The sequence below is a fragment of the Pseudoalteromonas sp. UG3-2 genome (genome assembly GCF_037120705.1).
Classification (GTDB): Bacteria; Pseudomonadota; Gammaproteobacteria; order Enterobacterales; family Alteromonadaceae; genus Pseudoalteromonas.
In genome coordinates this window covers 1,042,511-1,055,366 of record NZ_JAWLJU010000002.1, presented here as the reverse complement: position 1 = coordinate 1,055,366, position 12,856 = coordinate 1,042,511, and the positions used below count along the sequence as shown (strand labels likewise).

11 protein-coding genes and 1 other RNA gene are annotated in these 12,856 nt (G+C 44.3%); 10 read left to right on the top strand and 2 right to left on the bottom strand.

The genetic code is table 11. The features are described from left to right. The first annotated feature begins 5 nt into the window (after positions 1–5). Genes accA through R3P39_RS07935 form a run of 3 tightly spaced genes read left to right on the top strand, consistent with a single transcriptional unit; the run spans position 6 to position 2,664 of the window. Positions 6–962, top strand: a complete 957-nt coding sequence (accA, locus tag R3P39_RS07945) for an acetyl-CoA carboxylase carboxyl transferase subunit alpha (protein ID WP_336566764.1) — start codon at positions 6–8, stop codon at positions 960–962. A gap of 60 nt (positions 963–1,022) precedes the next feature. Then, positions 1,023–2,324, top strand: coding sequence for a tRNA lysidine(34) synthetase TilS (gene tilS / locus R3P39_RS07940; protein ID WP_336566763.1), 1,302 nt, complete (start codon positions 1,023–1,025; stop codon positions 2,322–2,324). Further along, positions 2,317–2,664 (top strand): hypothetical protein, encoded by a 348-nt coding sequence (locus R3P39_RS07935; RefSeq protein WP_336566761.1) that lies wholly within the window; start codon positions 2,317–2,319, stop codon positions 2,662–2,664. The genes tilS and R3P39_RS07935 overlap by 8 nt, the downstream gene beginning before the upstream one ends. A gap of 24 nt (positions 2,665–2,688) precedes the next feature. On the opposite strand, the gene R3P39_RS07930 is transcribed toward R3P39_RS07935, so the two are convergent. Then, positions 2,689–3,585 carry a GGDEF domain-containing protein gene (locus R3P39_RS07930; RefSeq protein WP_336566759.1) on the bottom strand — a complete coding sequence of 299 codons (897 nt, stop codon included), beginning with the start codon at positions 3,583–3,585 and terminating at the stop codon, positions 2,689–2,691. Positions 3,586–3,739: 154 nt separating this feature from the next. On the opposite strand from R3P39_RS07930, the gene R3P39_RS07925 reads away from it, so the two are divergent. After that, positions 3,740–5,707 (top strand): cation:proton antiporter domain-containing protein, encoded by a 1,968-nt coding sequence (locus R3P39_RS07925; protein WP_336566757.1) that lies wholly within the window; start codon positions 3,740–3,742, stop codon positions 5,705–5,707. Between the two features lie 51 nt (positions 5,708–5,758). Here R3P39_RS07925 and R3P39_RS07920 read toward each other — a convergent pair whose 3' ends face one another. Then, entirely contained in the window at positions 5,759–6,898 is a 1,140-nt protein-coding gene (locus R3P39_RS07920; RefSeq protein ID WP_336566755.1) for a patatin-like phospholipase family protein, read from the bottom strand. A 379-nt stretch (positions 6,899–7,277) separates the two neighbouring features. On the opposite strand from R3P39_RS07920, the gene R3P39_RS07915 reads away from it, so the two are divergent. From R3P39_RS07915 to R3P39_RS07885, 6 genes are all read left to right on the top strand, one after another. After that, on the top strand, positions 7,278–8,171 hold the full coding sequence (locus R3P39_RS07915; RefSeq protein ID WP_336566753.1) for a DUF3014 domain-containing protein: 894 nt from the start codon (positions 7,278–7,280) through the stop codon (positions 8,169–8,171). Between the two features lie 143 nt (positions 8,172–8,314). After that, positions 8,315–8,411, top strand: an RNA gene (ffs, locus tag R3P39_RS07910) — signal recognition particle sRNA small type. A gap of 272 nt (positions 8,412–8,683) precedes the next feature. Further along, the gene (locus tag R3P39_RS07900; RefSeq protein ID WP_336566751.1) at positions 8,684–9,229 is read left to right on the top strand and encodes an IS91 family transposase; all 546 of its coding nucleotides are present in this window, start codon (positions 8,684–8,686) and stop codon (positions 9,227–9,229) included. A 316-nt stretch (positions 9,230–9,545) separates the two neighbouring features. Then, positions 9,546–10,268 (top strand): hypothetical protein, encoded by a 723-nt coding sequence (locus R3P39_RS07895; RefSeq protein ID WP_336566750.1) that lies wholly within the window; start codon positions 9,546–9,548, stop codon positions 10,266–10,268. An 88-nt stretch (positions 10,269–10,356) separates the two neighbouring features. Beyond that, complete coding sequence (locus tag R3P39_RS07890; RefSeq protein WP_336566748.1) at positions 10,357–12,501, top strand: hypothetical protein; 2,145 nt, start codon at positions 10,357–10,359, stop codon at positions 12,499–12,501. Continuing rightward, positions 12,488–12,790 carry a hypothetical protein gene (locus tag R3P39_RS07885; protein WP_336566747.1) on the top strand — a complete coding sequence of 101 codons (303 nt, stop codon included), beginning with the start codon at positions 12,488–12,490 and terminating at the stop codon, positions 12,788–12,790. The genes R3P39_RS07890 and R3P39_RS07885 overlap by 14 nt, the downstream gene beginning before the upstream one ends. Positions 12,791–12,856 lie beyond the last annotated feature (66 nt).

Genomic DNA, 12,856 nt, shown 5'->3' with positions numbered 1-12,856 from the left:
AGAGCATGAGCCTCAATTATCTTGAATTTGAACTTCCAATCGCAGAATTGGAAGCAAAGATCAAAGAATTACAAAATGTTAGCCGTTCTGGTGACTTAGATCTAAGCCTGGAAGAAGAGATCAGTCGGTTAAAAGAAAAAAACATCGAGCAAACTAAGAAGATTTTCGATGACTTAGGTGCTTGGCAAGTATCTCAGTTAGCTCGTCATCCACTTCGTCCATACACTCGTGATTACATCGAGCGCATTTTTACCGAGTTCGACGAATTTGCTGGTGACCGTACTTTTGCCAATGATCCGGCCATTTTAGGTGGTGTTGCGCGACTAGACGATAAACCTGTAATGGTGATCGGTCAGCAAAAAGGCCGTGATACCGCAGAAAAAATTAAACGTAATTTTGGTATGCCAAAGCCTGAGGGCTACCGCAAGGCGCTACGCCTAATGGAAATGGCTGAGCGCTTTAAAATGCCAATTATCACCTTTATCGACACCCCAGGAGCGTATCCTGGTGTGGGCGCCGAAGAGCGCGGTCAAAGTGAAGCCATTGCTAGAAACTTAAAAGTGATGGCGGCATTAAAAGTACCAACAATTTGTACTGTGATTGGTGAAGGTGGCTCGGGCGGTGCCTTGGCCATTGGTGTGGGCGACCGTGTAAACATGCTGCAATACAGCACTTACTCGGTTATCTCGCCAGAAGGTTGTGCGTCAATTCTTTGGAAAAGCGCCGACAAAGCCGCCATTGCAGCAGAAGCCATGGGCGTTTCTGCGGAACGAGTAAAAGAGCTGGATTTGATCAACAGCATCATTGAGGAGCCGCTAGGTGGCGCTCATCGCAACTACGATGCCATGGCAAAAAGCCTTAAGGGCCAGCTGAAGCGGGATCTTGCCGATTTAGAAGCGCTTGGCACCGACGAAATGCTAGAGCAACGTTACCAGCGTTTGATGTCGTTTGGTTATTGCTAAAAGCGCCAAAACACGATAAAAAGCCGCATTATTGCGGCTTTTTCTTTTTAAGAATACATCATGACTGACAGTAACTTATATCACCAAGTGGCGTTGTCTCTAGAAACGCTTAGTAGCAATAGTGCCGGCTTGTCTGTGGCGCTATCAGGCGGGGTGGATTCTGTGGTGTTACTGCATCTATGTCAGCAGTATGCCAAGCAACAAAAAGTACCGTTAGAGGCCATTTACATTGACCATGGGCTGTCGCGCAACGCCAAAGCCTGGGGCGACTTTTGTCAGCGTTTGTGCGAACAGTTAGCCTTACCGTTTCAATGCGCTAGCGTTAGCATAGAGAAAAAGTCTCGCACCAGTATTGAAGCACAAGCACGAGAAGCTCGTTATAAAGCACTGGATGCCACGGCGCAGCCTGACTTTGCTATTGTACTGGGGCAACACGGCGACGACCAATTGGAAACCTTTTTGCTGCGCTTAAAGCGCGGCTCGGGTTTGCTTGGGCTTGGTGCCATGCAAGCACAGGTTCAGCTTAACAGTGGCCGCAGTTGCATCCGGCCAATGCTTGGAGTTAGCCGAGCCGAAATTGAAGCCTATGCCGAGCAGCAGCAATTAGAACACATTAATGACGAATCTAATCAGGACGATAGCTTTGATCGCAACTTTTTACGTCAGCGTATTATCCCCTTATTAAAGGCACGCTTTACGGGCTTTTTAGGCGCTAGCTTACGCAGCATAGAGCTGTTACAGCGCCAACAAGCGATCATCGATGAAGTCAGTCAACAAGACTTAGCGAGTTGCGCCCATGATCAGACGCTGTGTATTGATGCTTTACAGGCTCTAACGCCCGCGAGAAGAGATAATGTGCTGCGCTTGTGGTTAGCCGGCTATGATGTGGCGATGCCAAGTCAAAAGCAACTGGACGATTTAGTGGCGCAGGCACTTTCGCCACGCCAAGACAGCCAACTTAAGATACAGCTAGGCTCTGGTTGCATTCGTCGTTTTCGGGCCCGCTTATATTATGTGACGAACTCGCCGCAACCTGAAGATCTCATCGAGGTAAACGTGGCCGAGCTCACGGCTTATTCTCGGCCCCTTGCCATCACACAAGGGGAAGGGTGTCGAGCGCCTTATGATAATGAGCAGGTGAGTGTGCGGTTTGGCCGCTTGAACGATAAAATTAAGCCATGCACTAAGCCTGGCTCTAACACCATTAAGCACTGGCTGAAAGATGCCGGTGTGCCGAGTTGGCAACGAGCCCATGTTGCAGTGGTTTATTATGATGCAGAGCCGGTTGCGGTGGTGGGGCACTTTGTTGCCGCTGAGTTTGCCCAAGTTGATGGGATTATTTGGAAGTATAGTAATGACTGAGTATCGAAAAATTGGTGAGCAGCTAGCGCAGAAGGCGCCTTTTGCCCTGCTGTTAACGGTTATTTTATTTAGTATTTTATTTGCCGTGGATAAGGCGATTTGGTTGAACCTGGCTTATGCACTTGGGGCTGGAGTACTTAGCATGGTGTTGTTATTGCGCTACTGGCATGGCAAAGGAGGGCATTATTTTATACTCGGGTTGCTAGCGCCTTTGATAGCGGTGATGTTTGCCGACATTCCAGACTTTTTGGCAATGGCTTGGGTGATAAACGGCTTTTTTGCCGGAGCCGCAGCCACTTTGTGGGGCTATCGTTTGTTAATGCATAACACCCAGCGTTAGGGGACGCTGGGTGTTAGCTGCGTATTAAACGGCTCGAGCGCAGTTTCTGCCTGCCGCTTTGGCGCGGTATAGGCCACTGTCGGCACGAGCAAAAATGTTGTCGGCGCAATCGTGACTCGAGGCTAAGGTAAAGCCGATGCTGGTGGTGACGTTGTATTTGGCAAGCATGCTTGAGCCTCTAACCTCGGCCATGATCCGCTCGGCAATGACTTTATTTGTAGTAAATGCTGGGTCGTCAATCAGCACGGCAAACTCATCACCACCAAAACGAAACACTGAATCTGTGGTACGCGTTGATGATTGCAAAATACGTGCAAACTCTTGTAATACGTCATCGCCGGCTTTGTGGCCGTATACGTCATTTACCTGCTTAAAATTATCTAAATCCAACAGCATTAAACTAAAGTTGCGGTGTTGACGGCGGCAACGCTCAATTTTTTGCTCTAGGTTTTCACTAAACTGACTGCGGTTATACAGCCCTGTTAGCGAGTCTTTGGTAGCAAGCTGTAGCACACGGTTATACATCAAGGCATTACGAATTGGGTAAATTAAACAAGCGTGCAACTTCATTAGCTTGGCTTTAATGGCCTCGCTAAAAGGGAATTCACTAAAATAAACCAGCTGCCCCAAGTGCTCTTTTTCTAGCTCCAAATCGAAGCTGGTAGCGGGGTACTGGCTATCGCACTGCTGCATTTGGAACACACCTAAGCTACAATGAAACTGAATACCAGAAACCTTTGAGATCCGTGCTACGTGCTCGGCGTAAATCGTCAACAATTCGTCGATATCGAGCGTGGTTTGTAACTTATTCACTAAGCGAGTGTAATGTTCATCGCCTTGTGGACTGTACTGCTCGGCATTGAACGGCAAATAATCGCCTCTGGTCGGCAGTCTTTGTGTCAAAATATGGACATTTTCCATATTCTCTCCCCCTAAATACAACAATTCACAGTTATTAAGCGAATTTTGTGCCAAAAATTTAAACTGGCGTAAAAACAAACGCTTGCTATATTTAAATGAAAGAAAAACAAAACCATTGCCGTATCCCGTCAATTTTTTATGCTCAGGAGGCCGATTGCAAAGTATATTCGCGCAAGTTTTTGCCTTGCTGCTGTGTGCAGTAGTATTGGTGTGGTCCTTTAAGCGCGTAGGCTTGCCGCCGATTTTGGCGTATCTGCTCACCGGAGTATTAGCAGGCAGTCATGGCATTGGTTGGATGAGTGATAGCCATGAAATTCACTTTATGGCGGAGCTGGGGATCGTCTTTTTGCTGTTCAGTTTGGGGCTCGAATTCTCGGTGGCCAAGTTAATGGCTATGCGCAATGTGGTGTTCGGATTGGGCAGTTTACAGGTCATCATTACCACCGTGATTGGCATGCTATTGTTGCATTTTATGCATTACGGTTGGGTGGGCTCTTTTGTTATTGCCAGCCTTATTGCTTTGTCTTCTACTGCGGTGGTGGTAAAGCTATTAAAAGAGTCGGGCTCGCTCAAAACGCGCCACGGCCAACTTGCCATTGGTATGTTGTTATTTCAAGACATTGCCGTGGTGCCTTTGCTTATTGCCTTTCCACTTATTTCTTCGGCCAGTAACCATGAGCTGGCCATGGCGCTCTTATTTGCCTTTGCCAAAGGGGCCTTAGTTTGCTTTTTACTGTGGGCCATTGGTAAGTGGTTACTGCCCAAAATTTTCAATGAAATTGCTTTGGTGAGAACCGATGAGCTGTTTGTTCTGTCGACCTTAGTGGTGGCGTTATGTGCTGGGGCCTTGACTTATTCGTTTGGATTGTCGATGGCGCTAGGGGCTTTTTTAGCTGGGATGATGCTAGGAGAAAGTCAGTATCGGCATCAGTTGGAAGCCGAGATCCGACCGTTTCGAGACATCTTAATGGGGCTGTTTTTTGTTACCGTGGGCATGCAGCTGAATATTCCTTATGTATTGAGTCAGTTTTTCTATGTCATTATTGCCTTAATCGCGGTGTTGGTTATCAAAGTGTTAGTGATTGTGGCGATCGCTCAGCTAATGGGAGAGCGCAAACGCGATGCTTGGGGCGCCGGGATTATGATTTGGCAAATGGGGGAATTTGGCTTTGTGCTGGTGGCACTGGCCAGCAAACACCAACTGTTAAATGCTAACACAGTGTCTTTTTTGATTGCTTTAGGGGTGCTGTCGATGGCATTGACCCCATATTTAATTGGCAAAACAGCGAAAATATTAAACCTATTAGGCATTGAAAAAGGCGTACCAGAAGAGCCAAAAAGTTATAACGTGGATGACCTGCAAGATCATGTGGTTATTTTTGGCTACGCCCGAGTGGGGCAAACCATTGCCCGTTTTTTACGCGCGGAAGCGATCCCTTACATTGCCATTGAGCGCGACCCACAAATTGTGCAAGACGCGCAAATTGCCGGCGATCCTGTGCTATTTGGTCATGCCGCGCAAAAAACCTTATTGCGCTCTGCCCATATTAATCAAGCCCGTTTAGTGATCATTACCTTTGATGATTTTGAGCAAACTCAAGTAGCGGTGGATGCCATTCGGCGCCACAGTGAAGAGATTAAAATACTGGTGCGCATGAAAGACGACAGCCACATGGAGCAGTTAAAATCCATGGGGGTGGCAGAGGTGGTGCCAGAGTCACTGGAGGCCAGTTTGATGTTGGTGTCTCATGTGTTGTATATGTCGGGCGTGCCGATGCGCAGAATTTTTCGCCGTGTAAGTAAAGAAAGAGAAAATCGCTACCCTTATCTGCATGGCTTTTTTGCCGGTAACAGTGGCGACTTAAGTGACAATAAAGGCGAGCGGCTAGAATACTTACATGCCATTGCGTTACCTGAGAACGCCTTTGCTGTAGAAAAAACCATTGCCGAGCTGGAGCTCAATATTAAGCGAGTAGACATCACAGCGCTGAGACGAAATGGTGAAGAGATAGCGCAGCCAGATGAGCAAACCACCTTGCGTGCCAACGATGTGCTATTACTAAAAGGCAAACCCAGGAGGGTAGAGCGTGCCGAGCAGTTTTTACTCGACGGCTTGCCTTAACATTTGGGTTTAGGCTAGCAATAGAGTATTTGGGTATTCACCCATTAAACGCTAGTCCAGCTCTAGAAATGCTCGCATTTCATCTAAGCGTTTTAAGCCATCTTCAACACCTAATTCAATGAGCTTTTGGGTATAGGTACGCTCAAACAATAAATAACTGGTTAAACTGGAGGGCGAATGCTTTTTCACCCCCAGAGTACGCAATAGTAACTTAATGGCCAGCGGAATGTCTTCGTAATAATGATCGGCCACTTCGTTGAAATTAACCGTGGGGTTAATGGTTAAATGGTCAATGCGTCTGAGCTCTTTGTGTTTTTCTCGAGCTGGAAGCAAGCTAACGGTGCGATTAACACGTTCTAAACGCTCAATATCGGAGTGCAGGGTGTCGCTAAAAACGCTATCGAGTAGATGGCCTGCTACCACCGACATACCGGGAAAGTGCGGTTCATAGCCTAAAGGTTGGGCAAGCCGCGGTTGCTCAACACCAATCACAAATATTTTATCGGCCCCTAAATGAATGGCGGGGCTTAATGGTGAAAGTTGGTGAATTGAGCCGTCACCGTAATAATGATGCTTGACTCGCACACTGGGAAATACCATAGGAATGGCCGAGCTGGCCATCAGTAAGTCTAAAGAAATAGGGCTAGGTACGCCTTCACGCTTAGAGCGTTGCCAAGGCTTAGCGTCATTAGCTTGGTAAAAAGACACCGACTTGCCAGTGGAGTAACTGGACACCGTTACCGATATAGCATCGAGGTAGTTTTGATGGAGATTATTGTCTATGCGTTTTAGGTCTAATACTTCGGCAAGTAATTTGCGTAACGGTGAGTTGTTGAGCAGGCTCGCAGGTGGTTGATTTAAATATTGCGCCTGAAAACTGCGCAGCATATTCGCTAAAATATGGCCGTACACGCCGCTAAAAGAACTTTTGTAGACCATCTCAGTGCTAAAGTTTTTCCAGATGTATTCAATTTTGCGCACCGCTAAGTGCAAACACGAGGCGTAACAGGCAATACCTGCTGAGTTCAAGGCGCCGGCAGAAGTACCACAAATTATTTCGAACGGCAGCGGCGAAGTACGCGGCATGCTCTGCGCCAACGCTTTCAACACACCGACCTGGTAGGCGGCCCTGGCACCACCCCCGGTAAGCAATACGGCTATTTTTTTATCGGTTTTCTTGGGACTTCTCAACGACCATACCCTGTTGCTGTGAGTGAGATGATTTAATCTTTTTATATTATCAGCATAGCGCACTCTAGGTGGTCGCTCTAGCCAAGAGTGTAGTATTATTGATTACTATCTAAAATAGGTTATTTTTATAAAACACCAACAAGCAAATGACAGTAATTGGGTGGTTACTGTGCGCACTTTATTATTTAGCGGTAGCAATGAACTAAATGCCGCTTGCGTTATCTACTATTTTTAATAAGATCATAGTGTTGTTTAATTTTCATGGTCGTGCGCATCACAACGCATATTTTATGAGGTTCAACGCGCATTAAGTCATCAGTCAAGTTTTTGGTGTTAGCTTATACCAAAGCACAATATTATTGACGAATAGGGAGTACCCATGTCAGAGAATCATCCCGAGGGCAACAAAAGACCTTCTAACAGCCAACTTATGTTTGCCGCAATCATTGTATTGGCATTAATTATTGTTGCTGTTTTTGTGATCGCCCAGAGCGATAGTCAACCCAAGGAAAATGAAAAAGTAAAACAGGACATTGTGGTACCTGAGCAAACCCAAGCACCTGCAGTTAATACCGCTCAGCAACAAGCCACAGCGCCAGAGTCACAACCAGAGCCGGTAGAACCGGTGACGGTAGAGACTCGCGAGCCCGAAATGCCCGAGCCAGTTGATATGGTGGTAGAGCCAGAAGCGCCAACCTTACCGCCGTTGTCACAAAGCGACAGCGAGATAAAGTCGACAGTAGCAGAATACCTCTCTAATCAAGCGGTTGAACTGTTAGCCAATGATGACGTTATTCGCCGTACCGTGGTATTTGTTGATAATCTTGCACAAGGTAAAATTGCCGATAAGCATTCACCGGTGGTAAAGCCCGAAGACAACTTCACGGCCATTGAAGACGATATTATTATCACTCACCCCAATAGCTATGAACGTTATACACCTTACGTGGCCATGCTAGATACCATGAGCACCGCGCAAATTGTAAGACTGTATGAGCAGTATAAACCGCTGTTTGAACAGGCGTATGAAGAGATTGGCTACGAGGGCAGTGCTTTTAATGGCACCTTAACCGAAGCCATTGATGAGCTTTTAGCAACTCCCATTCCAGAAAATCCAATTCCATTGGTTAAAGACTCAGTAACCTACAAGTACGCCTACGATGAGTGGGAGCAGTTGTCGGCGGCGCAGAAGCAGTTTTTACGCATGGGCCCAGAAAACATGAAGAAAATGAAAACTCGCCTAGAAGAAATTAAACGCGAGCTAAACAACTAAACAAGCGCACAGAAATTCCACAAAGCGTGACGAACTGTTTAAACATCACCCAGTTAGTCACGCTTTTTGAGTTTTCCCTTGCATCCCCCCCTAAACTTCGAGATAATTCATCCCGCGCCAAACAAGGCCCTCAATGGTAGTCTTATTGGTCCTCTCGCAACGATAGCAGGTGAATCTGGTCAGGCCCGGAAGGGAGCAGCCACAGCTTGTGACTCGTGTGCCGAGATGTGGCTGGTAAGACTGCCACCCAATTCTTTTTATTCCCCATTGCATAATAAACACCGTTTGCAACAGCATATTTTAACGACTCAAACTCAAAGCCTACGCTATTACAACAGGTTAAATTTGTCATTTTTTTGGTCTAGTAGAGTATTTTAAGCGAGAGATCGTTCAACATTTATAATCTGTCTACTGGACTGGTTGTGAAGGCAAACTTGTCGCCAATAACATGGGTGTAGATTTCGGTTGTTCTTATATCTGTATGGCCGAGCAGTTCTTGCACTGTTCTTATAATGCTGAATGCGCTGAGCGAGCTTGGAAGTAATGACAAAGCACTGAATGTGCCAAAAAAGTGGTGCGTGTATAGCAAGGCATGCCTTAAATACAGCGAGAAGCTGGTCAGCTATCTTGCTCGCTATACACGCAAAGGCATGTTGCATGAGTCTAGGCTGATTAATGTGCACGGCGGGCGAGTACGCTTTAGCTACCGAGATTCGGCAAATGGTAACAGACAACGGATTATGACGTTGAGTCATGAGGCGTTTATCGGGTGCTACCTAGCACATGTGCTGCCCAGAGGGTTCGTGAGAATACGGCATTATGGGTTTTTGGCAAATGCATGCAGGGCAAAAAAGCTGACGATGATACGCAGTCAATGTGGAGCAGCGGTCAAGGTGTCAGAAGCAGGGAAGAGTGAACAGTCGAACAGCACGCCACCGAGTTGGCCGTGTAAGCGCTGCCAAACTGGGCGGTTATATCTGATGTCGGTGTTACTAGCAGGAGTGTGCAACAAGGATAAAGAAAATAGACAACAAGAAGAGACGATACGAACGAGATAGCAACCCGATGTGGTTGCCAGAGTAAAAAGTACAGTGATAATCGACACTCTGCCAAGCGGCGCCCTGAGGTAGAGCAAGTTCGGCTGTGCCAGAGTCACAGAACCTTGCCAAAGCGTAAAAAAGTAGGTTTAATGGGACTCATTAATAACGTTGTTCAGGCAGGGATTGAGTCAGGTTATAGCGTTTAGCACCAAAAAACGGTTCAAGTTAACAGTCACTCAGCAAAAGCAAATCCCCATAGCATAAACCACACCAATCGGACACGGCGTGCAGGTAGCAGCCCAGTTCAACAAGCGATTATGCGTACTGCGTACGCATGAATACTAAAGCGTTAGTTTTTGGAGGAGCTATGTACAAATACCTATATGGAAAATGGGATGTTCTGAAAGGGTTGGTTGAAGGAAATGCCAGTATTCGATTTTGCGATATTCGACATTATGCTCGCCTCGAAAACGATAATATGAGAGATGATGAAGCTTTCAAGAATTTTGAATTTTCACCTGACTCCATAAAGTTAAATTTTGCCGGAATCGATTTGCCACCTGAAGATATTGCCTCAAATATAAAATTCAGGCTTCCTACAAGACATTGCCTGTGTATTTGTCTAAGTAATAAAAAGAACGATGAAGAGCTTTTTGAGAAATTTAATGCAGATGTATGTATAGAATTTAACTTTGAGTATTTGATCGAGTTTATGAGATTTTTGTTTGAAGAAAAATTTGGCGGCGAGGTCATCGCTAAAAATGTTACCTATTATACAGATAACGCTGGGGTTTCTTTCTTGCCTGATAATGAAGCAGTATTTACCAAGCATTCTCGATACCAGCATGAAGATGAATTTAGGATCGCAGCCTTTCTCCCTTACGACGAAAAGACAATAATTCATCACGGCGATAAAAAGATTGAACCCTTTAAGTCATGTAATTGCAGTGAAGACGACATATCACAGGGAAATTGCAAATGCTATTTTGCATTCTTCCATAATGGGCTGCCGGATGGTTTTAAGAGCTATGTTGGCGAAGTATTCAAGAAAAACTAACAAGCGCAGGCACTGGGACAAAATTTCCGCTGTGCTCCAATTTTGCCCGTGCTGCGGGCGTTAGCTTTCAATCATAGTAAGGGATATCGTGAAGATTGATATACACGTTCATACCAGAAAAACAAAACAGGGAGATGCGCTGACACGAGATATCTCTCCTGAAAAGTTTTCTCAGATCGTCCAATCAACGGATGTAAAAATCTTAGCTATTACGAACCATAATGCTTTTGATTTAGAGCAGTTTAATGAGATGGAAGCAAGGCTCGATGGGGCTGCCCAGATTTGGCCTGGTATTGAACTGGACGTAATTGATAATGAAAAACGATCCCACCTGATAGTGATTGTCTCACCAGAAAATAGAAGAAAATTTTCAGAGGTAGTAAATCAAGTAACAGAGGGGCAATCTGCTGATGAATTCACAATATCAATTAACGATACGGTAGAGCATTTTAAAGATCTTGAGCCACTATATGTGGCACATTATCTGGGGAAAAAACCAGATATGAGCGAAGCCAGCATAGAAAAACTTTTGTCTTTGGGAGTAAACCCTAAGCGAGTAATAAAAGAAGCTACAAATAGTATATCAGCGGGAATATTCATTGCTCACGGTCACTCGTCTATATATGGCTCTGACATCCAAGATTGGGATAGATACACGGATGAGGTGGCAAAGTTACCTGAATTGAGGTTGTCTGTAGATAGCTTCGAGCATTTTTGTCTTCTACTTGAAAAAAATATTCCCGCTATCGATACAGCTATCGACCGTAAACACTCTGAAGTATTAACTCTCCAACCTTTTGAAGATGAGACAAAGGTTAAAATAAGGGTGTTTAATGATATTAATATTATCTTCGGGCCAAAAGGCACTGGTAAAACAAAAATTCTTGAGGCAATCGCCAAGCATTATTCATATCGGGGAACAAAAGCTTCTGTATTTGAGTCTGCTCCTGACAAATTGGCCGATAGGTTCGATATTAAAGGAAAGAACATTGAGGAAGTTATTGACTTGAAAGGGGTCGATTGTTGTCAGGAGGAAATTAGTCGCATTAGAAAGGCTCAAGAATCTGATATTACGAGTCTGTATCAGTACCGTGAGTTCTTTAACTCAGTAAACAAAAATAAAAACGCAAAAAAAATGAAGATCAAGGATCTTCCTACGCTCATTTCTGATAATGCAGATAGCAAGTTTAATGAGTACAAGACTGCACATAGCAAAGTACAAGACATGGTGAGTTTTTTGAAAACTAACTCACCTGTAGATGAAGTGACGACAGATGAAGAGCGCAGTGAACTGATAGACAATTTAATGTCGTTATCATCAAAGTTAAAAAACGCATCTTGGGAGCTTTTTGCATTGTGGAAGAGTGCAAAATTAACCGATAGTGCATCTCAGTGTTTTCGTAGCGAAATTACTCGTAAAACCGGAGAAAGGAGTAAGCCCAGCGACACCGGTTTTAAGACATATGCTACAAATAGATTGAATATATGGCGAGATGCTAAAAAGGTTATTGAGAATATAAATAAGGAAATTCAGGTTCAAATAGAAAACGTTGGAACACTCGGTACTGATAAGGGTCTACTAAAATGCGCCACTAGCTTTAAATTTCAGAATGGTGAAATTCATGAGTCCAAATACTTATCCATGAGAAGTGTGCGCAAAATGGATCAAAAGGAATTTGTCCGTATCATGAACGTCATAAAAGAAAAATCGACGTCCAACGATTTATTTGATTCAATTACCGAATTAAATGCAATTGTGGATATTGACAAGATATCTAGCCTTTCTGATTTGCTACTTTTCTGGAGAAGATTCACCTTATCAGAGGAAGAGTATTCCCCTTCAAATGGTGAATGTTCGATGCTTAATTTGCATAGTGAGCTAGCTGAAAACAAAGAGATATATTTACTAGATGAGCCAGAAAGAAGTTTAGGGAATGAGTACATTAATGATGTCATAATCCCACTTATAAACGATAAAGCCGTACAGGGTAAAATAGTCTTTATATCAACACATGATGCTAACGTAGCTGTTAGAACATTACCTTATAATTCTATTTATAGATGCCATGGTAAAGATGGTTATGAAACTTATACTGGAAATCCATTTTCTAATAGTTTGATATGTTTGGAAAATGAAGATAAAGCATTAGACTGGAAGCATATCAGCATGAAAACCCTGGAGGGTGGGCAGAATGCTTTCGGTGAAAGAGGAAAGATATATGGAAATAATTGAAGCTGAACTGGTTGCTATTGAAGATAGTTATTTTATTGATATTTTAGACGAACATAAAATATCAATACCCATATCAAATGATGACCCTAATGCCGTTAAGTCTGCATTTAACAGCTTAATTGAACGTCTAAAAAAAGGGGAGTTCTCAATCAGTTTAAAGGATGCTGAAAAAGATCTTTTTTATCATGTGGCAAAAGAATATCTTGAGCAACTCAATGGTGAATTGCTAGATGTATACCAAGAGATGGAGCAATATGGCTTCCTCGACAGTGGTGCACAAGAAAGCTAACAAGAAAATCCAGGTGACACCTACGGCGCACCTGATTTAGGCGTTAGCTGCTATGGAGTGCTTACA

Bases quoted from the DNA above. Each gene is read 5' to 3' on its own strand.
- R3P39_RS07915 (WP_336566753.1), top strand. From the start codon at position 7,278: ATGTCAGAGAATCATCCCGAGGGCAACAAAAGACCTTCTAACAGCCAA.
- R3P39_RS07930 (WP_336566759.1), bottom strand. From the start codon at position 3,585: ATGGAAAATGTCCATATTTTGACACAAAGACTGCCGACCAGAGGCGAT.
- tilS (WP_336566763.1), top strand. From the start codon at position 1,023: ATGACTGACAGTAACTTATATCACCAAGTGGCGTTGTCTCTAGAAACG.
- R3P39_RS07900 (WP_336566751.1), top strand. From the start codon at position 8,684: ATGCTGAATGCGCTGAGCGAGCTTGGAAGTAATGACAAAGCACTGAAT.
- R3P39_RS07895 (WP_336566750.1), top strand. From the start codon at position 9,546: ATGAATACTAAAGCGTTAGTTTTTGGAGGAGCTATGTACAAATACCTA.
- R3P39_RS07885 (WP_336566747.1), top strand. From the start codon at position 12,488: ATGGAAATAATTGAAGCTGAACTGGTTGCTATTGAAGATAGTTATTTT.
- accA (WP_336566764.1), top strand. From the start codon at position 6: ATGAGCCTCAATTATCTTGAATTTGAACTTCCAATCGCAGAATTGGAA.
- R3P39_RS07935 (WP_336566761.1), top strand. From the start codon at position 2,317: ATGACTGAGTATCGAAAAATTGGTGAGCAGCTAGCGCAGAAGGCGCCT.